18 protein-coding genes and 1 tRNA gene are annotated in these 21,289 nt (G+C 39.7%); 2 read left to right on the forward strand and 17 right to left on the reverse strand.

Going from position 1 to position 21,289, the window contains the following annotated elements; all coding sequences use genetic code 11:
- Positions 1-12: 12 nt before the first annotated feature.
- The 15 genes from J3U91_RS08450 to J3U91_RS08520 all read right to left on the reverse strand — a co-directional run bounded on the left by J3U91_RS08450 (position 13) and on the right by J3U91_RS08520 (position 16,565).
- Positions 13-1,902, reverse strand: a complete 1,890-nt coding sequence (locus J3U91_RS08450) for a M13-type metalloendopeptidase (protein WP_002819450.1) — start codon at positions 1,900-1,902, stop codon at positions 13-15.
- A gap of 65 nt (positions 1,903-1,967) precedes the next feature.
- The gene (locus J3U91_RS08455) at positions 1,968-2,636 is read right to left on the reverse strand and encodes an amino acid ABC transporter permease (RefSeq protein ID WP_002819451.1); all 669 of its coding nucleotides are present in this window, start codon (positions 2,634-2,636) and stop codon (positions 1,968-1,970) included.
- Between the two features lie 10 nt (positions 2,637-2,646).
- Positions 2,647-3,291 carry an amino acid ABC transporter permease gene (locus tag J3U91_RS08460; protein ID WP_002819452.1) on the reverse strand — a complete coding sequence of 215 codons (645 nt, stop codon included), beginning with the start codon at positions 3,289-3,291 and terminating at the stop codon, positions 2,647-2,649.
- Positions 3,288-4,151, reverse strand: coding sequence for a transporter substrate-binding domain-containing protein (locus J3U91_RS08465; RefSeq protein ID WP_002819453.1), 864 nt, complete (start codon positions 4,149-4,151; stop codon positions 3,288-3,290). Before J3U91_RS08465 ends, J3U91_RS08460 begins: the two co-directional genes overlap by 4 nt.
- A 14-nt stretch (positions 4,152-4,165) precedes the next feature.
- A complete protein-coding gene (locus J3U91_RS08470) occupies positions 4,166-4,921 on the reverse strand; it encodes an amino acid ABC transporter ATP-binding protein (RefSeq protein ID WP_002816537.1) in 756 nt (251 codons plus the stop codon).
- A gap of 95 nt (positions 4,922-5,016) precedes the next feature.
- The gene (locus J3U91_RS08475; protein WP_002816538.1) at positions 5,017-6,831 is read right to left on the reverse strand and encodes an ABC transporter ATP-binding protein; all 1,815 of its coding nucleotides are present in this window, start codon (positions 6,829-6,831) and stop codon (positions 5,017-5,019) included.
- A complete protein-coding gene (locus J3U91_RS08480; protein WP_002819454.1) occupies positions 6,831-8,591 on the reverse strand; it encodes an ABC transporter ATP-binding protein in 1,761 nt (586 codons plus the stop codon). The genes J3U91_RS08475 and J3U91_RS08480 overlap by 1 nt, the downstream gene beginning before the upstream one ends.
- 107 nt (positions 8,592-8,698) lie before the next feature.
- A tRNA-Pro gene (locus J3U91_RS08485) sits at positions 8,699-8,772 on the reverse strand.
- 30 nt (positions 8,773-8,802) lie between these two features.
- A complete protein-coding gene (locus tag J3U91_RS08490) occupies positions 8,803-10,650 on the reverse strand; it encodes an APC family permease (protein ID WP_002819455.1) in 1,848 nt (615 codons plus the stop codon).
- 70 nt (positions 10,651-10,720) lie between these two features.
- Entirely contained in the window at positions 10,721-11,560 is an 840-nt protein-coding gene (locus tag J3U91_RS08495) for a peptidylprolyl isomerase (RefSeq protein WP_002819457.1), read from the reverse strand.
- Positions 11,561-11,616: 56 nt separating this feature from the next.
- Positions 11,617-11,973: a type II toxin-antitoxin system PemK/MazF family toxin gene (locus J3U91_RS08500; RefSeq protein WP_002825582.1), complete on the reverse strand. Its 357-nt coding sequence runs from the start codon at positions 11,971-11,973 to the stop codon at positions 11,617-11,619.
- A complete protein-coding gene (gene alr, locus J3U91_RS08505; protein WP_002819460.1) occupies positions 11,966-13,126 on the reverse strand; it encodes an alanine racemase in 1,161 nt (386 codons plus the stop codon). The genes J3U91_RS08500 and alr overlap by 8 nt, the downstream gene beginning before the upstream one ends.
- On the reverse strand, positions 13,107-13,502 hold the full coding sequence (gene acpS, locus J3U91_RS08510; RefSeq protein WP_002819461.1) for a holo-ACP synthase: 396 nt from the start codon (positions 13,500-13,502) through the stop codon (positions 13,107-13,109). The genes alr and acpS overlap by 20 nt, the downstream gene beginning before the upstream one ends.
- Positions 13,499-15,064, reverse strand: coding sequence for a degradosome RNA helicase CshA (cshA, locus tag J3U91_RS08515; protein ID WP_002819462.1), 1,566 nt, complete (start codon positions 15,062-15,064; stop codon positions 13,499-13,501). Before cshA ends, acpS begins: the two co-directional genes overlap by 4 nt.
- A 115-nt stretch (positions 15,065-15,179) precedes the next feature.
- Entirely contained in the window at positions 15,180-16,565 is a 1,386-nt protein-coding gene (locus J3U91_RS08520; protein ID WP_002819463.1) for a UDP-N-acetylmuramoyl-tripeptide--D-alanyl-D-alanine ligase, read from the reverse strand.
- A 433-nt stretch (positions 16,566-16,998) separates the two neighbouring features.
- Between J3U91_RS08520 and J3U91_RS08525 the strand changes: the two genes are divergently transcribed.
- Both J3U91_RS08525 and J3U91_RS08530 read left to right on the forward strand, forming a co-directional pair.
- Complete coding sequence (locus tag J3U91_RS08525) at positions 16,999-18,228, forward strand: MFS transporter (RefSeq protein WP_002819464.1); 1,230 nt, start codon at positions 16,999-17,001, stop codon at positions 18,226-18,228.
- 106 nt (positions 18,229-18,334) lie between these two features.
- A complete protein-coding gene (locus J3U91_RS08530) occupies positions 18,335-18,775 on the forward strand; it encodes a universal stress protein (RefSeq protein WP_002816475.1) in 441 nt (146 codons plus the stop codon).
- A 26-nt stretch (positions 18,776-18,801) separates the two neighbouring features.
- On the opposite strand, the gene J3U91_RS08535 is transcribed toward J3U91_RS08530, so the two are convergent.
- Both J3U91_RS08535 and J3U91_RS08540 read right to left on the reverse strand, forming a co-directional pair.
- On the reverse strand, positions 18,802-20,841 hold the full coding sequence (locus J3U91_RS08535; RefSeq protein WP_002819466.1) for a copper-translocating P-type ATPase: 2,040 nt from the start codon (positions 20,839-20,841) through the stop codon (positions 18,802-18,804).
- Positions 20,838-21,281, reverse strand: a complete 444-nt coding sequence (locus tag J3U91_RS08540; RefSeq protein ID WP_002816476.1) for a CopY/TcrY family copper transport repressor — start codon at positions 21,279-21,281, stop codon at positions 20,838-20,840. The genes J3U91_RS08535 and J3U91_RS08540 overlap by 4 nt, the downstream gene beginning before the upstream one ends.
- Between the last annotated feature and the right edge of the window lie 8 nt (positions 21,282-21,289).

The raw sequence follows: 21,289 nt of genomic DNA on the forward strand, positions 1-21,289 counted from the left end.
CTGTCGATCAAATCACCAAAGCTTTACGCGATCTTCAGGAGCACGATACATTCCATCACCTTTCTTAATGGCGAAAGCATCAAAGAATTCCTGAAAATTTTTAACAGGCTCGTTGGCCCGCAGCTTATTTGGAGCATGTTCATCTATGCTGGCCAAAAGCTTTACGTATTCATCGTTAGCCTTCATTCGCCAAATAGCCGCCCAAGTCGAAAAGAAAAGTCTAGCCGAAAAATGATCGCCGTTTTCAGCGGCCTGCAAAGCCGCACTCATGCCACCAAGATCGGCAATGTTTTCGGTTAAAGTTAATTTTGGATTGGCAGGGACCCCGTCGATTTTCAAATTCGTCCATGCCTGAACGATCGCCTTGGCTCGATTTTCAAATTCTTTTAGATCGTCTTTGGTCCACCAATTATTCAGCGAACCTTTTTCATCAAAACGGGCCCCATTAGTATCGAACGCATGGGAAACCTCGTGAGCGATAACAGCCCCAATACCACCATAATTAGCCGCAGGATCACGTTTAAACTCATAAAAAGGCAATTGAAGGATCCCAGCCGGGAAATTAATCGAATTACTTTGAGGATCGTAATAAGCATTAACCGTATCGGCTGTCATATCCCATTCGCTTGTGTCGACCTTTGTGTTCCAACGGCTAAGACGAAAACGCGCTTCCTGTCTCGACAAAGAAATGTAATTATCCATAAGAGTGGCAGTATGGTCAACCTTTCTTTCTAGAAAACGTGTTGGGACTTTATCAGGATAGCCAATCTTGATTGCTATGTGGTCAAGCTTATTAATTGCTTTTTTGATCGTTTTCGGGCCCAACCAGTCGTTATGCGTCAGACGATCGCGATAAACAGCAATCATTTTGTGAATCATTGATTCAACGTTGCTTTTTGCTTCGGGAGAAAAATGCTTGATTCTAAAGTATTCTCCAAGTAAAAAACCAAATTGGCTGTGAGCAAGCGCATAAGCCTCTCGTTCCGGTGAAGGTGCTTGAGCCGCACCAGTTAAAGTTCTTGAAAAGCTACCGGCAAATTTAAATAGATCATAGGAAGCAAAACTCGCAAAATAATTGGTATTTTTGGCAATCAACCAGTTCTTAAAAATCGGCCAGTGATCCTCGGAATAGACTTCTTTAGCGGCCTTCCAAAAGCGTTCGGAAGACAAAATAACTTTGTCGACTTTTTTACCGACCAATTTTTCAATATAAGCATTTAGATCAATCGTATCCAAATAAGCAGAAAAATCCTCAATTGATTTTGGATGATAATTCTTGTAGTACTCGGTCTGTTCTTCACGACTTAAAACCAACTTCGGTAACAAGGCATCAAATTTTTTAGCATCTTCGACGATTGTCTCGGATTGTTTACTCGAATATCCACTAGCAATCAGCAAGTGGCTTGTCATTTTAGACCAGGCCGTCAATAATGGTCCTTTTTGCGGATTATCATCGGCATAATAAGTAGAATCCGGCAAAATAGTACCGGGTTCGTCAACCCAAAAAATATAACGATCAGCCTGTTTAAAATCGGGAGTCACACCAACATTAAAACTGCTGGCATAACCGTTCAAATCTAAATCGGCAAGAGCCAAAGAAAAGTCCCGGAAACTATTTAAAGCAAGAATCGGTTTTAAAGCTTTTCTAATCGGTTCGGCACCCTCCTCATTTCGCTTGTCCCAATCTCCTGCAAGCTTGTAAAGATCAATGAAATTTTTTAAATAAGTTGGCGATTGTTCTGCGCCGCTGGCAAAAGCTTTTGTATCAGCGCGCATATCGTCTTCAATTGATAAATATAAATCAGTAAACGAACTTGCAGAAGGCATGTCAGGACGAATCTTTGCTGTTTTCAGCCATTCTTCATTAATCGCTGAAAACAAATCATCTTGTACTCTAACCATTTTTCCCCCTAAATTGTTTCAATTCTAACATAGATATTAAATAAAAAAGACCTATAAAATAGGTCTCAAGCTGCCATCCTGTGGTCAAACCAACGTGCAATCAGAGAAAGACCGTAATTCAGAATGAAGTACATAATCGCTAATGCAATAAAAACCGGAATTGTATAATTCGAATTTTGTGCATAAATAATCTGTCCACGAAATGTCATTTCAGCCAAAACAATTCCAACTGCCAAACTCGTATCCTTAACCAAAGATATCAATTGAGAGATAATTGGTGGAATCATTTTTTTAATTGCCTGAGGAAGAATAATGTTTAACAGCGCCTGCTGATTTGTCATTCCAACCGACCTGGCTCCTTCGGTCTGGCCAATCGGAATCGCTAGCAATCCCCCACGAATAATCTCAGCCAACATAGTCGATTCAAAAACGGTCATCGCGATCACAGTTGCCCAGAAAACCGGTAAATATATACCAATTACCGGCAAAACGAAATAAACGAAAAAGATAATCAATAAAAGTGGTAAATTGCGGATAACGTCATTAATTATCGAAACATATCTTGATAAGAAAGGTATTTTCTCATAAATAATTATTCCTATGAAAGAACCAAAAATCAAACTGCCAATAACGGAAATTATCGAGACCCCAACTGTAATTCCAAGCCCGCCAAGAAGATAGTGGACATTATTTTTTGTAAAAGCGTCAAATATTCCAGCTGCAATAATATTCATAACTCCCCCTTTAAGCCATTCCCTTTAGTTTTGTCTCCAGAAACTTCATGTAGTAATTCAAGGGCAAAGTAATAATCAAATAAAAAATTCCTACAATAATATAAGAATTAAAACTATCAAAAGTCGTTGCAGCAACATTGTTCGCTGTGTACATCAGGTCGCCACCTGCCACAAAGGCCAAGATAGAAGAATTCTTAACGAGATTAATAAATTGATTACCCAATGAAGGGATAGCAATCTTAAAAGCCTGAGGGAGAATAATAATTCTTAAAGTCTGCCAAGAAGACAATCCATTGGCACGTGCTCCTTCGGTTTGACCAATTCCAACAGAATTAATCCCGGCACGAACGGTTTCGGCAATAAAAGCCGAAGTATAAAGCGTTAAACCAATCGTTCCAGCCGTGAAACCACCTATCTTAACAATTTTTGTGACCACTAGATAAAAGAACATAACAATGATTAAAAGCGGAATATTTCGGAAAACCTCTATATAAGCCCTAGCAATAACATTCGCCGTCTTGCTTGGAACAATCTGCAAAATCGCAAATAAGGTTCCCAACACAGTCGAAGCAATCAAAGCAATAATACTTGAAAGCAGAGTATAACCGAAAGCTACTAGAAAAGAATGAAAATTAGAAGTTAGTAAACTGATCATTTTTCAAGCGACCTCCAATCCAGTCCGGGAACACCCCGGAACCACTTTTTAATTAATTTATTATAGGTTCCATTTGCAATAATTGCTTTTAAAGCTTTATTGGTCTGTTTAACCATCTCCGGCTGATTATTATCAAAAGCGACTCCATATGGCTCCGATGTAAAAGTGCCGCCAACGACTGTATAACCAGGATTTTCCGTTGCAAGACCATAAAGTATTCCGTTATCAGTCGTAAGCGCCTGACCTTGACCAGCTTTCAAAGCAGCCATAGCCTGTCCATAATCCCCTAAAGCAAGAACTTTCGCTTTCGGAGCAAACTTTTTAACATTAATAACAGAATTAGAACCAACGACACCAATAATGGTTGATTTGGAATTATTCAAATCTTTAATCGACTTTATTCCAGAACCTTTTTTAACAAGTATCGATTGCCCGGCTTTGAAGTAGGAATTAGAAAAATCAATTACTTTTTCTCTTTCCGGAGTAATTGTCGCCGTTGCAATAAAACCATCAATGTTCGCATTTTTTAAAAGCTGAATACGGGTATTTGAAGTAACAATCGTAAAATCAGCCTGCATCGGCACACCGGATTGCTTTGAAAGCTGAACCGTCAAGGCTTTGGCAATGTCAACATCAAATCCCTCCGGTTGGCCGGTTTTAGTATCCATTAAACCGAATAATTTTGTGTCAGCCTTTACTCCCCAGCGAATTTTGCCAAGTCGTTTAACACGTTCCCAAGTATCGACATGTTTAGAATTGTTTTCAGCAAGGGCGGATGCCGAAACCACGCCAAAAATAATTAACAAGGTCAAAATTATGGATGAAATTATCCCAATCTTTCTCTTTTTTGCCTTCTCCATAATTCCTCTCTTCTTTAATGATTTTGAACTTGATCAACAAATTGTTGCGCGCGGACACTTTTCGGTTTTTTAAAGAAATCACTCGTCTTTGAATCTTCGAGTACTTCTCCGTCAGCCATAAAAATAACTCGATTAGCAACGTTTTGGGCAAAATTCATCTCATGAGTAACTATCAAACTGGTCATATCGGAATCTTTTGCAATATTTTGAATAATTCTTAACACGTCGCCGATCATTTCCGGATCCAAGGCAGAAGTCGGCTCATCAAAAAGAAGTGCTGACGGCTTCATTGCCAGGCTGCGGGCAATCGCAACACGTTGTTTTTGTCCACCAGACAACATACTTGGCATTGAACCAGCTTTGTCTTTTAAACCAACGCGATCCAATAACTCCAAGGCATATTTTTCATTTTCTTCTTCCGGAATATGACTAACAATTCTCGGAGCAAGCATAACGTTTTCAATCACCGATTTGTTATTGTACAAATTAAAATGTTGGAAAACCATGCCAACACGTTTACGAATCTTGTTAATATCGGTTTTTGGATCATGAAGATCATATCCGTTAACAATCAAATGTCCTTCCTGAATTGGTTCCAATCCGTTTATCGCGCGAATTAAAGTTGATTTTCCCGAACCTGAAGGTCCGATTAAAACGACCGTCTCTCCCCGTTTGATCGTTAAATTAATATTTTTCAACGCATGGAAATGACCATAGTATTTTTCTACGTCCACAAATTGAATCATATTATCCTGATTATTTTCTACCATTGAAATCCTTTCAAAATTGTTTCTAATTACAAATAATTATACCGGCTTTCGATATTAATATTAAACAGAGACTAAAAAAGAAGTAAAGAAATCTTTTATTTCCCGGCATTTTCCATACTTTGCATCTTATAAAGGTCGTAATAATAACCCTTTTTGGCAAGTAATTGGCGATGAGTACCGCGTTCAACAACCGAACCTTTATCCAAAACAAGGATCAAATCGGCATCTTTAATCGTTGAGAGTCGATGGGCAATTGCAATAGTCGTTCGATTTGTCCGCATATTTTTTAAAGCCTTTTGAATTGCTGCTTCAGTCTGAGTATCAATATTGGCTGTTGCTTCATCAAGAATCAGAATTTTCGGATCACGAACAATTGTCCTAGCAAAAGAAATTAATTGTTTTTGACCGGCCGAGAGGGACGATCCGCCTTCCAAAACAGGTGTTTGATAGCCCTTTGGCAGAGATTCGATAAAATTGTCGGCATCGACAAATTTCGCAGCTGCTTTAATTTGTTGTTCGGTAATCGAGTCATCATACATCCTGATGTTGGAATTTATATCACCGAAAAACATAAAGCTGTCCTGCAGAACCAACCCTATTTTCTTGCGAAAATCATTTAATTCGATATCGCGAATATCATGACCGTCAATCAAAATCCGGCCCTTTTGAAACTCGTAAAAACGCATCAAAGCATTAATCGTCGAAGATTTTCCAGAACCAGTATGGCCAACCAGCGCAACGGTCTGACCGGGTTCGGCTGTAAAAGTCAAATCATGAAGAATCGTTGTTTTACCATCATAAGAGAAATCAACGTGCTGGAATTCGATTTTTCCTTTAGAAACCTCTTCAGCAGCTCCTTTATTTTGTGCCGGTTCGTAAGTCGTATCATCGAGAATCTTGCCGGCTCGATATCCAGCAACCATCCCATCTTGAAATGTCGACAAATTTTGTTGAACATTGTTCAGAGGATTAAAAATGTTGGCAATCCAATTGGTAAAAGCATAAATTGTCCCGCCAGCTACTGCCGACGAAAAAGATTGATTACCCAAGTACCAAAGAATAAAGACAATCGACAAACCCAGGAGTAGTTGATTCATTGGGCCAAGCAAACGTGAATCCATCTTTACCATTTTAAATCGGGCATCAAAATATTCTTGATTTATAGATTCAAACTCGCCCATCATCCGTTGTTCCTGGCGAAAATTCTGAATTGTCTCGATTCCGTTGATCGATTCGGCTAACTTGGCATTTAAGGTTGATAATTTTGCACGCATATTTCGGTAGACACTGGAAGAGTATTTTTGATAAATCCAAATGGTAAATAAAGTAATCGGGATAATCAGAAGTAAACCAATCGATAATCCGGCATCGGAAAAATACATGAAGATATAAATACTGATGATCGAAATCACTGCATATAAAAGATTCAAAAAAAGCGTCCAAAAATCAAAAAAAGATTCTGTATCATTCATAACACGAGTGACCAAGGCACCGCCGGGAACCTGATCAAAATAACGCATGCCCAAGGAATGGAGTTTTAAATAAAGTTTTTTTCGAACATTATTCAAGGCTGTTTCAGAAGCCTGTGTATACCAAAAGTTTTGAAAATACAATAATATTGCCGAAAAAATTCGAATCGAACCAAAAATTAATGCAAAAGCGACAACTGTCTTTAATGGCGTACTAGGATCGTTAAGTTGCTTATTCATGAAATTTTCCAGAATATAGGGCAGGTAACCGTCGAAAACGATCGTAATAATTACAAAGAAAATCGAGCCACTAAAAAGCAGGTAAGAAGGCCGTGCCATTTTAATTAAACGCCAGACAACGGCAAGCTGGTCTCGAACTTTAATTGAATGAGCCCAAACACTGTTATTTTCAGTTGTTTCGGAAGTTTTTTTCTCTGCCATTAGTCACCTCCTGTCAATTTAGCTTCATAGTGAGAGGCCATTTCCTGCTGATGGAACGTCTTAGCATAGTAGCCATTCTGGGCTAAAAGATGGTGATGAGTTCCACGTTCGATAATTTTTCCGTGCTGAAAGACAAGAATTTCATCGGCATTGATAATTGAGGAAATTCTCGATGCCGAGATAATCGTCGTTTGGTCCCTGCTCTGATGCTGCAAGGCATTTAAAATATCTTTTTCTGTCCGTGCATCGACGGCAGAGAGCGCATCATCGAGAATTAAGATTGCCGGACTAACAATTAAAGCACGGGCGATCGCAACACGCTGCTGTTGGCCGCCGGAAAGACTAATACCGTTTTCACCTACTTCGGTATTGTACTGCTTTGGCATTTGCATGATATCATCGTGCAAGGCAGCCAATTTAGCAACTTTTTCAACTTCGTTCTGAGGCAGATCGGGGTCGGAAAAAGCGATATTTTTAGCAATGTTGGTTGAAAAAAGAAAATTATTTTGACTAACATAACCGATTTTTTTTAGATAAGAAGATAATCTGTAATCGCGAATATCATGACCGGAAAAATCTATTTCGCCATCATAAGAATCAAATTCACGCAAAAGAAGTCGCAAAATGGTCGTTTTGCCGGAGCCGACCGGTCCAACGAGCCCTAAGGTTTTTCCTTTGGGAACCTTGATATCAATATTTTTTAAAACAGCTTTTGGATCATCGGGGTAATTAAAGGACTTGATTCGGATATTCAATTCGCCCGCTTTAACAACGCTAACACCTCTTGGATCATCGTGAATCAGACTTTTTTCATTCATTAAATCCATTACACGATCATATGAGGCATTCCCACGTTCCAAAACATTGAAAAGTTGTCCCAGAGCAAACATCGGCCAAACCAGCTGACTCAAATAAGCCGTAAAACTGACCAATTGACCAATTGTGATCGTTTTGTGAAGGACAAATTCGCTACCAAGAATAATCATTAAAACGTAAGAAAAAGTCATAATAATAGTCGCTAAAGGATCAAACATCGAATCAACGCGAGCAACTCGCGCATTAATCCTGATTTGGCGATCTGTTTGTCCGTTAAAAGCCTGAATATCTTCTTTGGATTGACCAAGGGTTTTAATAACTTTCATACCGAGAAATGATTCCTGGGCATGGTCTGACATTTTGGAAAAACCTTCTTGGTACTGGGTAAAGGCTCTTCTTAATCGAGGCATAATCCACGAAACGCCAACTGCCAAAAAAGGAAGAGGCACAATCGCGATTAAAGTTAAACGCCAGTCAACAAAAATTATCATCGAAGCAACCACCAGCAGGATACTTACAGAAGAATCGAAAGCCATCAAAATCCCGCCGGAAGCGACTCTTTGAATTGCAGATAAATCATTTGACGCGTGACTCATTAAATCACCGGTACGATACTTTTGATAAAAAGGTGCGTCCATCTCCATATAGTGGTCGTAAAGACGCTTTCGCAAAGTTCTTTCTAATAGAGCTGCCCCTTTGATAATGTGGGTATTCCAACCATAACGAAATAAATAAGATAATAAATAAATTAAAGCCAGAATCGACAAAAAGACCAGCAAATAAATCCAGGTTAGTTTGCGATCGACCACTTCGTTAGTAAAAAGACCAATAATATATGGTGGAACCACATGTGAAAGGTCCGTTAGAAATAGCAATAACAATCCAATTGCATACATCCTCAAATTTTCTTTGAAGAACCATTTTAATTTTATAAAAATCCCCATAAAAATTCTTTCTCCAAAATAAAAAAAGCTGAGTAAACAACTTTTTAAATCAAATTAATTCCATCCTACTCTAAGATCCGGTCATTTACAAAGTCTCATACAGATAATCGGGATGGCGGGATTCGAACCCACGACCCCCACGTCCCGAACGTGGTGCTCTACCAAGCTGAGCTACATCCCGTAATTGTGATTACTCACAATAAACATTCTATCAGTCTCTGAGGTGATAGTAGTAAGAAGAAATCGTAATATCGTCACGAGAAACAAAAGCATTCCTTAATCTGAAAGCCGTCTGGTTGTGCATCGCGTTCTGCCACCAATGTTTTGGAACAAATTGCGGTACCATGACGGTCAATGACCAATTCCGTTTGGTTGCTTGTTTACTCATCGAATCAATAAATTCGCGAGCCGGTACAATCACGGAACGATAGCTCGAATGAATATCTACATAACGAATACCGGGAAAATATTTTTCAAACTCTTTAGCTGTTTTTCTTTCTCTTTTAATATCTGTATCAAAGGAAACATGCATTCCAATAACTTCATCGCCGATGGATCTTGCATAATCCATTGCTGAAATTGTAACACGAGTGACATTACCCATAAAAACAATCACCATCGCGCCATCGTAATCGTGACGGTGAACGCGCGCTTTGGCTGGTGTCAGTTTCAACTGTTTTGCAATACTGACATAATGAGAATGAACTCCATGGAAGAGACGCAAAAGCAAAGGCATAATAATCAAATAAGGCCAGACACCGGAAAAATGTAAAGTAAACATCGACACAACCAGGACCAGTGAGATCAATGCGCCGATAAAATTAATCAACGTTTTGAAAATCCAAAAACTGCCGCGCTCCCGCCACCAGTGAATTATCATTCCCGACTGGCTCAGAGTGAAAGGAACGAAAACTCCGACAGCATATAGAGGAATCAATGCTTCAACCTTACCGTCGAAAACCAATAAAAGAGCAATCGCACCAATTGAAAGACTGACAATTCCGTTTGAATAGCCAAGGCGATCGCCTTTATCCTTAAATAAATGCGGCATAAATTTATCATTAGCCATGTTGTATGCCAACATTGGAAAAGCAGAAAAACCTGTATTGGCAGCAACAGTCAAAATCAAAGCCGTTGCCAATTGAAAAACATAAAAAGCAATTCCGGTGCCGCCAAAAATAGCATCGGCAATTTGTGCCATAACAGTTGTCTGCCCGTTTGGAACAATACCAAGATAATAGCTGAAAAATGTGATCGAACCAAAGAAGAAACCAAGAATAAACACCAGAATCAAAAGTGTTTTAGAAGCATTTCGTTCTTTTGGTTTATTGAAATTAGGTACAGAATTCGAAATCGCTTCAACACCCGTCAAAGACGAAGAACCTGAAGAGAAAGCCTTCATAAACAAGAGAAAACCAATGGTCATCGTTGGCGATATTTTTTCAGCCAGTGTCGGCGCGTGATAAGCAATCTGCCCTAAGCCCAAACGAACAAAACCGATAAGCAGCATAACAATCATCGCTGCTACGAAGAAATATACTGGAACCATCAAAAAATTGGCGGATTCTCGTAAGCCACGAAGGTTCATCAACATCAATAAAATAACAATTGCAATCGAAATAAGCAAAGAAAAATTATGAATTTCAGGAATTGCCGAACTAATTGCATCAGTTGCAGAAGCCGCCGAAACAGCGACGGTCAGCATATAATCAACCAGTAGAGAGCCGCCGGCAACCAATCCTATCCAATGGCCCCAATTTTGGGAGGCAACTGCATAAGCGCCACCTCCGGATGGGTAAGCACGAATAATCATCACATAAGATAATGCAATTGCAACAAGCAAAATCAAAACCAGGCCAGCAATCGGCAACTGTAACCAAAGAGCAGCAGCACCGCCAGCCAATAAGGCCGTAGTGATCATTTCCGTTCCGTAAGCGACCGAAGATAGGGCATCCGAAGACAATAAAGCCAGCGCCTTGAAAATATTTAAACTTTGGGATCCGGTGTTATTCGTTTTTAGCGGCTTGCCAATCAGAACCTTTTTAACGTACTTCCACATAACTAGATAATTATAGTAGCTAAATCATTTTTTTTCACAAGAAATTGCAAATAAAATTTCTCACGAATAGTTATTGAGCGCCTTCCTTACCGACAATGATTTTTGTGATTTTAATTGCTTTCTTTGGTTCCGATTTCTCGGAAGTTACCGAATTGGTCTTAACGGCTGCAGAGGCAATCTTATCAACAACATCCATCCCGGAAATAACTTGTCCAAAGACAGTATAATTACCGTCCAGACTTGGCGTACCACCTTCTTTATATGCGTCGTAAATCTTGGTTGGATAAGAACTCTTATCGGTGATTTGCGATTGAACATTAGTACTACTTTGTTCGATAAAGAATTGAGAACCATTGGTATTGCTACCAGCATTAGCCATTCCAATTGCTCCTCGAATAAAGTAGAGGTTTGGGCTGATTTCATTTTTGAATCCCGATCCGGAATCGATTTTCTTATTCTTATGCGTGCCGGAAGCCCAAATAGATTTCCCGCCAAGACCAGTGTTATCCGGATCACCGGACTGAATCATGAAATCTTTAACAACTCGGAAGAAATCCAGATTATTGTAATAGCCCTCTTTAGCGTGGGTCAAAAAGTTTTCTGCTGCCAAAGGAGCATATTTGTTGAAAATTTTAGCAACAATTGTACCATCGGTCGTTTCGATTGTAACTTTCGTTTCTTCCGACCCGATAGTTGTCGAAAGTTGCGGTAGATCCAATTTATTTAACTCGCTCGTTGTATATTTTGCATTCAGAGTACTTGAAGAACTACTTGTCGAAGCCTGGCTGCTCGAACTAGAAGCAGCTTCGCTAGCTTGTTCCTGCTTAACCATAATAATGATTTCAAAAACAAAAAAAACCACCACTAATAAGCTTCCAATCCCAATTAAAATTTTATTTCTTTTAGTCATAACCCTTTTATCATACAGATAATAAAAAAAACTTTCATTAAACAAGAATAAAAAAATCAGTCAAGATTTAGACTGATTTTCAAAGCTTTGACAACATCATTTAAATTTTTTTCCTCAAGCGTATCAACGAAATCGTGTAATCGGCGTTTATCGATTGTTCTGATCTGTTCGAGCATAATAATTGATGGTTTTTTTAATTTCGTTGCACTTGCCGGAAGCCAAACGTGGGTGGGCAATTTTGTCTTGCCTAGTTTTGAAGTCATGGCCGCGATTATAACCGTTGGGGAATTAATATTGCCGGTATCATTTTGCAAAATCAAAACCGGCCGAACGCCTCCCTGTTCGGAACCAATAATTGGAGATAGATCAGCATAATAAATATCCCCGCGTTCAGGCACCTTTTTCCTAACCATAATTTGCACCGATTACTTCGGCTAAGTCGCCAGTATAAATCCTTTTGATCCGAGGTGCCAGAGTCGTCTGAATTTCATCAACGATTGTATGCGAATAATTAGCAACTTCCTCGACAGTGATTTGTTCGCCACCATCTTTCCCGATTAAAGTAACCCGCGTACCAATTGGATATTTACGATCCAATTTAACCATTGTCTGGTCCATTGTAATGCGGCCGATAATCAGCATTCTCTTTCCATTAATAATTACAGAACTCTTTTGCATTCGTCTCAACCAACCATCATTGTATCCGAAAGGTAATGTAGCAACGTAACCATCTTCAGGCATTCTTTCGCTGGCGCCATAACTTAAAGATTGATCTTTTTTAACAAAACGAACATCGGCGATCTCCGAACAAACAGAAAAAATTCTTTCCAAATGCAAATTCGGTGGCATTTTAAGTTCACCGTTACTTACATTAACACCAGAAATCAATTGGCCAGGACGAATTGCTGCAAAAGATATTCTTGGGTCGTCGTGATGCCAGATACAAGTGGCCGAATTGGCCATACTAAATAATGAAGGGTCGAATCCTTGATTAATGGTTAATTCCTGCCAACGCCGGAGCTGTTCTTCAAAATAAGCTTTGCTCTTTTCACCAGCTTCATCCGCTGTAGCAAAATGAGTATAAACAGAAAATAAATCCAGTTGAGGATTTTTATCGATAATTTTTTTGGCAGCTGAAATTTCGTCAGCTTTATCAAAACCAATTCGTGTCATTCCAGTATCGATCGCAAGACTGACTTTTAAGGTCCCCTCAAAATCAGGCAAGTTCTGCAGCCAAGCAAGACTTGGAATAGTAATGACAATATCATGGTCAATAAAAAGTTTTAAATCAGAATAATCCCAAGCTCCAAGTACCCAAATCGGCAAAGTCAAATCAGCCTGACGAAGTTCAAGTGCCTCATCCAAATTAGAAACAATCAGAGCATCTGCAGAAGCTGTTTCCTGAAAAGCTTTTGCTAACGGAATGGCTCCCAAACCATAACCATCCGCCTTTAAGACTGCATATACCTTTTTTGCTTTTGTCCACTCTCTAATCTCTTGTAAATTATGTGCGGCTGCGTCTAAATCGACGCTGACCCAAGTTGGTCTATGAATCGCTGTTACCATCTTCAACCTCAATTAATACTTCAGTAGCTACCAAATCTAATTTTATCTTATGTGAGATGGAAATTTGATAACTTTTTGCATTTAAAAAAAGAGACCTACCAGAAACTGAAAGTCTTGGTGCTCCATTTTCATCATCCAGGATTTCAATATCCGTGAAATTAACTTTGCTGCCAATTCCAAAACCAGTTGCTTTTGCGTAAGCTTCTTTAGAAGAAAAACGACCGGCCAAATAGGCATAGTATCCATTACCTTTACGACCAGCCAATTGCTTTTGTTCGGACTTCGTTAAAACCTTATCCAAGAATTGTTTATGCTTCTCGGCAGCAGCCTGAACATCACTAATTGATTCTATATCAATCCCAATTCGATAACTCATGACTTTTTGACAATTTTAAACTCACGTTTTTTCGGAGCCGCTTTCGCAACCCCTTTTGGACGTGCCTGAATTCGTTGATTGCGACGATCGGCCGGCTTATGGCCACGATCAATTACAAATTCTTCTTTAAATCCGCCACGACGACCACCGCGGTTGCCATTGCTATGACCATTGCGACCACGATTGCCATTAGAGCGTCCACTACGGAAGTTATGACCGTGGTCAGATGAACTATGACGACGAGGAAGAGGCTTTTCCTGTGCGATATCGACAGGACGAGTTCTTTCATCATCATTGGACAGAGCGTGCAACAATGCAGCTGCGATTAACTTAGCATCGTATTGATTGGCAATTTCGGTTGCTTCGTCTTCGACGTTATCAATAGTTGTTTTACCCAAAACAGCATAAGTCTCTGCTTTGGCGTTCTTCAGACGGGCAATATGCGCTTCTTCAGCCGAAGGCGGCTTTAAAGCGGCCATACGCTTATTGATCAATTTTTCAATTGCCCGCAGATAATCAATTTCACCACGAACAACAAAAGTTACAGAAACACCATGGTGTCCGGCACGACCAGTACGACCGATCCGGTGAACGTAAGACTCGGGATCTTGGGGAACATCGTAATTATAAACATGCGTAACTCCGGAAATATCCAAGCCACGAGCCGCAACATCGGTTGCAACCAAGAACTGCAATTCTCCTTTTTTAAAGGAACGTAAAGTCCGCATACGGGCTGCTTGATCCAAATCGCCATGAATTCCGGCAGCTTTATAGCCACGGAGCTGCAAAGCTTTGGTCAATTCGTCAACCCGACGCTTTGTCCGACCAAAGACAATTGCCAGTTCAGGTTGTTCGACATCGAATAAGCGTGTCATCGCATCGAACTTTTCATATTCGCGAGTATTAACCAGATATTGGTCAACCAAATCGATAGTCAGACCCTTAGAAGCAATGTGGACTTCTTCGGGATCTTTCATAAATTTAACGCCTATTTTCTTAATGTCGTCAGGCATCGTTGCAGAAAAAAGTAAAGTTTGACGATCATCCGGCGTGTAATGAACAATCGTTTCGATATCTTCCAAGAAACCCATGTTTAGCATCTCGTCGGCTTCATCGATTACCAAAGTCTTAACTCCGCGAAAATCAATCGTATGACGATTCAAATGATCAATCAATCGTCCGGGAGTACCGACAAGGATTTGTGGATGTTCTTTTAAAGCATGGATCTGTCGGCGAATATCATACCCACCGAAAACAACTTGAGTTTTCACGTGTTTGTCGGAACCAAGCTTGTTGAGTTCTTCTTCGGTCTGCATAGCCAACTCGCGTGTTGGGCTGATAACCAAGGCTTGGATTTGTGGGTTCTTTGGATCCACTTCTTCTAAAATCGGCAAACCAAAAGCTGCCGTCTTACCTGTACCGGTCTGTGCTTGGCCAATGACATCAACTCCCTGTATAATCAACGGAATTGTTTTTTCCTGAATCGGGGTTGCTTCATCGTAACCATGCTTTTTGACCGCAGACAAAAGTTCTGGACTAAGTCCAAATTCTTCAAATTTCAATATTTTAATCTCCTAAATTTTGTAAAACGTATAAATGTGCCACTTGCAAAATCCGTTGCTCAAACGTAGCTAATCATTCTTCCTAAGTGTACGGGATTGTTAAACCTTTTGCAACTCAAATCAACGCTTGTTCTACTTTTTCTAAATGAATCCCGTGACTAGCTTTTAATAATACTACATCATTTTTAGACAAACTGCTTTGCAAATCACGGCTCAGGTCGGTTAAAAAAGCCTTATCATACCAGCGGGCCTGCATTTTCACAGCCAAACTTTTCATGATCGGACCAACAAGATAAACCTCATCAAAAGCCGCCCTTTCGATTGGAGCTTTTAAAGCAAGGTGCAAAGAAACTTCCTGGTCGCCAAGTTCAAGCATATCTCCCAAAACAAGAATCTTTTTTCCCTGGGTTGGGAAATCTTTTAAAATTTCAATCGCTTTAATAGCGGCGGTCGGGTTCGAATTATAGACATCGGAAATAATCGTTTCTCCTTTAGAACCAGTCAGCAGCTGCAAACGGTTTTTTGTGATTTGCAAATTATCAAAACCTTCCTGAATCGTTTTGCTGCTTAAATTAAATTCTTTAGCAACTGCCACGGCAGCAGCACAGTTGTCAGCATTAAACTTTCCTAAAAGATTTACCGAATAAGTCTCTTGGTTGACTTTAAAAGACAAGCGTTTTTTGTCTTCTATTTGGCTGACCCAAAAATTATTGGATTCTTTTTCGCCAAAAGTAACTTTTTCCCCGGAAAATAGATCGGCGCGTTCTTTTAAAAGAATCTCATCGCCATCGTAAATGAAAGTTCCGTCTTTTTTTAAACCTTTAATTATCTCCATTTTGGCGTCGGCTATTTTGTCTCTTGTTTTAAAAAACTCGATGTGAGCCTCTCCGATCATCGTGATCAGAGCGATGTTAGGTTCAAGCATTTTTGACAAAGCCGTTAATTGTCCCAGATGGTCCATCCCCATTTCAATAACCGCGATTTCGGTATCTGCCGGCATATTCAAAATTGTTGTCGGGACACCGATTTCGTTGTTATTGCTGGCTACAGTTCGGTGAACCTTGTATTTCCTTGATAAAACAGATGCAATCAGATCCTTGGTTGTCGTCTTGCCGTTGCTGCCGGTCACAGCAATTCGCTTGGGATTAATTTTATTCAAGTAATTTTTAGCTAATGCCCACAAGGCTAATTGTGTATCGGAAACAAGAATCAAAGGCAGACTCGTTTGGACAATATGATCGGCAAAGCTGGCAACTGCCCCGTTTTTCAAAGCAGAATTAATAAATTTATGACCATCCTTCTCGGCAATCGTATAATCCGAAAAGAGTTTGTGAACCGACGCATTATCATGGTCGGAAATCGGTAAAAACAAAGCGCCCTGTTTAATTTTTCGACTGTCGAAATCAAGACTGTCGACAAAAGTCTCATTAGCTTGCCGGTTGCTGATATTAATAAGTTTTCCATCAACAATTTTACAAATTTCCGCAATTGAATAATGCATTTTAATATTTTTTCCTTCTCTGTCCTAAATAAAATGAACGGTTCGAACCTGGAGATAGCTTGATTAATTTTTCTTTTCATAAAACTAACTAATCGGACTGGCGTATAATGATAGGCGCCAAGTGCAGCTGCAACATCTATTTTAATATACGTTCGTTGAAGCAGCGATCAAGCTTTTTTCTTTTCATTCATTTTAAAATCCGAAAAGACCATTTGGGCTTTAACCCAAGTTAATTTTTAATCAGCCAATACAATATCTGATTTCTTGAACAGTGCTGATCTTCATAAATTTGTCTCCGTTTAATAAATTATTTTAACCGGCAAGCCTCTGAATTATATGGAAGTTAGCAACTACTTTTCAAGTAATCAATTATAGATAATCGAAAAAAAACGATTCGTTATCGACTGCTGATATTTTTTATTAAGAGGCAAACATGTTTAAAAAACTAAATGACCTGCCAAATTGGCAAAGAAATATATATATCCTGTGGTTCGGAACTTTCATGATTGGTGTCGGTTCCGGAGAGGTACTGCCCTTTTTAAGCCTTTTTACCGAAACTTTGGGAAACTTTACCAAAGCAGAAGTCAATCTTTACTCCGGAATTGCTTTTTCTTCGACCTTTTTAATGACGGCGATTGTCTCGCCGATTTGGGGAAAACTCGCCGATCGGGTCGGCCGGAAACCAATGTTGATTAGGGCAGCATTGGGAATGGCTGTCGTTTACACTTTGACCGGTTTTTCGACAAGTGTTTGGGTCTTAATCGGGCTAAGATTTTTAATGGGTTTTTTCAATGGTTATGTTTCCAATGCCAACGCTCTAGTCGCCAAAGACACACCAAAAATTTATTCCGGACACGCTTTGGGAATCGTTGTAACCGGTTATACGTCAGGCGCACTGATAGGTCCTTTATTAGGTGGGTTCTTGGCGAATATTTTTGGTTATCGGATGCCCTTTTTTATTACCGGGTCGATTTTCTTCCTGTTGACATTTCTAACTTTAATTGGCGTTCATGAAGATAAATCAACCCTGGTGACTGAAAAACCGACAGGAAAACAACCATCAGCTTTAAAATCGGCAAAATATCCAATGATGGTTTTTGGACTTTTCATTACCTCAATGGTTGTTAATCTCGTGACGAATTCAATTAACCCGATCTTGTCACAATATGTCCGGCAATTGCTGGAACCAAATGAAAGCCATCTATCAATGATTGCTGGTTTAATTGCAGCGGCGCCAGGTATGACGGCGATAATTTTCGCACCCCGCTTCGGTCGTCTGGGTGATCGGATCGGATCGGAAAAATTGGTTATCGGCGGTTTTTTAATTGGGATTGTTTCAATGATACCGATGGCTTTCGTCTCAAATGTTTGGGTGCTGTTCGTTTTGCGTCTTTTCATCGGCTTGACAACGGCAGCAATGAATCCGGCCATCCAAGCAATTCTCGCTCACGAAACACCTCAAGAATTTACCAGCCGGATTTTTTCTTATAATCAAAGTTTTTTGGCAATGGGAAACGTCTTTGGTCCTTTATTGGGATCACTGGTAGCGAATATTTTCGACTACCGTGGAGTTTTCATTGTAAGTGGGATTATGATCATGATTAATTTAATTAGTTTCTTTACTTTTTCCAAACCGCTTCGGGTCAGTCGTTCAAATAGTTAACTGCTCAAAATCTGTGATTGTTTTTCAAAGAAGTCACTTTCTTCAAAGTGATGATTGAAGTTCGATTCAAATTGATAATCGGGCTGAAAATGCCTAAAATAAAGGTATGGACATTGCATATAAAACAATCTTAATTGCAACCGATGGCAGTAAAGAAGCAGGTGATGCTTTTAAAAAAGCTGTTACGATGGCTGCTGTTCATGGTAAAGAAACGAAATTGGTTATTGCGCACGTAATCGATACTCCTTCGCTCCAATCAATGGGAACTTTCGATGAGAAGTTCTTGGAGAAACTTACAAACGAGTCCTTGGACAGTTTGGAAAAATTGAAAAAACAGGCAATTGAATCTGGCGTTAAGAATGTTAAAACACATGTTGAGTATGGATCTCCAAGGCAACTGATTGCCTACAAACTTCCGGAGAAATTCAAAGCCGATCTTTTGATTGTCGGCGCTACCGGATTAAATAATATCGAAAAACTTCTAATTGGTTCAGTAACGTCCTTCGTTGTCAGAAATGCCAAGATTGATGTTCTGATCACAAAATAAAAACCTGCAATTTTATTTGCGGGTTTTTAATTTGCTTTTAAGGTCATTGCGTTAATTGCAACAATCACAGTTGAAAGAGCCATTAGAATTGCCCCGACAGCTGGAGACAGAATGATACCAATTGGCGCAAGCACACCGGCAGCCAAAGGAATCGCAATCAAGTTATAGCCGGCACCCCACCAGAGGTTTTCAACCAATTTTTTCATGGTCGATCTAGCTAATTTCAAAAAGCGCAAAATATCGAATGGATTTGATTTAACTAAAACAACATCAGCAGAATCGACCGCGACATCTGTGCCGGCGCCAATAGCAATACCGATATCGGCGCGTGTCAAACTGGGAGCATCATTAATTCCATCGCCGACCATTGCCAATTTGTTTCCTTTTCTAAGATAACTTTCAATTATTTTTTCTTTATCGTCAGGTAGTAATTGAGCGTGAAAATATTTAATGCCCAATTGATTGGCAACAGCTTTTGCCGAACCCTGATTGTCGCCGGTCAACATGACTACTTTAATATTTAAAGCTCCGATTCCAGAAATAAACCGTTTTGCTTCCGTTCTAATCTGATCTCCTTGCGCAACAAAACCTAAGACCCGATCTTGATAAATAAGATAGGAAATCGAGTTTCCTTCAGCAGATAAGCGATTATCTTCTTTTTTATCAAAGGAGATATGATGACTATTTAGATATCCACTCGAAACGAACAAATATTGTTTTCCATCGACGATGCCCTGCAAGCCGGCACCGCTAATATTTTTAACCTGATCGGCGGTTTTAAGTTTTAATTTTTTTCTGGTGGCAAAAGAAACAATACTTTTAGCCAACGGATGATTGGAATTTTGTTCCAAACTGGCAGCTAAAGTTAGTACTTGATCATTTGTATATTCTTTAACAGCAAAATTACCTTCAGTCAACGTTCCTGTTTTATCGATGGCCAAAATATTAATTTTCGGTGCATTTTCAATTGCCTGACGATTACGCACCAGTAAACCATTTCGAGCACCAATTGAAGTTGAACGAGCGATCACCAAAGGTATTGCCAAGCCTAAAGCATGTGGGCAAGCAATCACGAGTACAGTTACCAAACGTTCGATCGATGTACTGAAATCTCTTGTGATCGCATACCAGATTACAAAAGTAATCAAGCCAACAGCCAGAGCAATATAAAACAACCAAGAAGCAACTTTGTCAGCCAAGCTTTCCGATCGTGATTTTTGTTGCTGGGCTTTAGAGATCATCTCCATAACTTGAGAAACAAAACCAGAGTCTCCAGTGGCGGTGACCTTTATTTTTAAACTGCCATCCCCGTTCAGCGATCCGCCAATTACTTTGCTGTCGGTTTGTTTATTAATTGGCCGACTCTCGCCGGTGACCATCGATTCATTCACACTGGACTTTCCATCGACGACCCGGCCATCGACCGGTATCTTTTCACCAGCCTTAACAAGAACAACTTGGCCATTTTTAACTTCGGATAAGGGCATTTTCATCTGCATATCGCCATGCAAGACGGTTGCTTCGCTAGGCAAAAGCGCAGCCATCTCCTCAAAAGAATCACCGGCTTTAGCCGTCGCTTTTTGTTCAACCCAATGTCCTAACAGCATTATGTCAATCAAAGTTGTCAATTCCAACCAAAAATCCATTCCAACACCTGCGAAGGAAGTATAAATACTGTATAAGTAAGCGACGATGATTGCCATTGAAATCAAGCTCATCATTGCCGGTTTTTTCATTTGCAATTCCATTCGAGCGTGTTTGATAAAAATTCCGCCGCCGTAAAAGAAAATCACACTGGCAATAATGGCAGACAGCCAAACTGATCTTGGAAAACTGATAATCGGCTTACTCAATAAACCCATCAAATCAGACATAAGTAAAACTGGAATTGTCAGAACAAGCGAAACCCAAAACTTACTTTTAAAATCAGCTGACATCATCATATCTTCGTGACTCATTTGATGATCCATTCGAGAGGTTTCGTCCGACATTTTCATGTTTCCATGATCCATTTTCATGCCTTCCATGTTATCCATCTTCATATCCTTCATATCATCCATCTTCATTTACAGTCACCTTCTTCCCCAGGCAAACAGTTACAAGCAACCTCTTTGGCCGCATTCGGCAACTTTTTTTCCAAGGTTCCGATCATAATTTCAATATCCTTTTTAGATAGTTCCAATTCTTCAAGCAAATGGTTTAAAACCATACCATTTTTCATAGCGCACATTGAAGAAAACAGATTATCTCCAGCTTCGAGCATTGCCGAACTCTCGGAAATAAGAGCACTAAATTTTCTGCCTCGGCTGACCCCATCATCAGTCAAATACCCCTTCTTTTCCAAACGAAATACTAAAGTCTTAACCGTTGAAGGCTGCCATGTTTCTTTACGATTCAAATATTTAATTAACTCATTAGTTGTCGTTTGGCCAAGCGACCAGACGATTCTCATGACCTGCCATTCAGAATTGGAGATCTGTTCTTTTTTATAATCTACATTTGTCATCTACAAGT

Source organism: Oenococcus oeni (assembly GCF_020510245.1).
GTDB classification, from domain to species: domain Bacteria; phylum Bacillota; class Bacilli; order Lactobacillales; family Lactobacillaceae; genus Oenococcus; species Oenococcus oeni.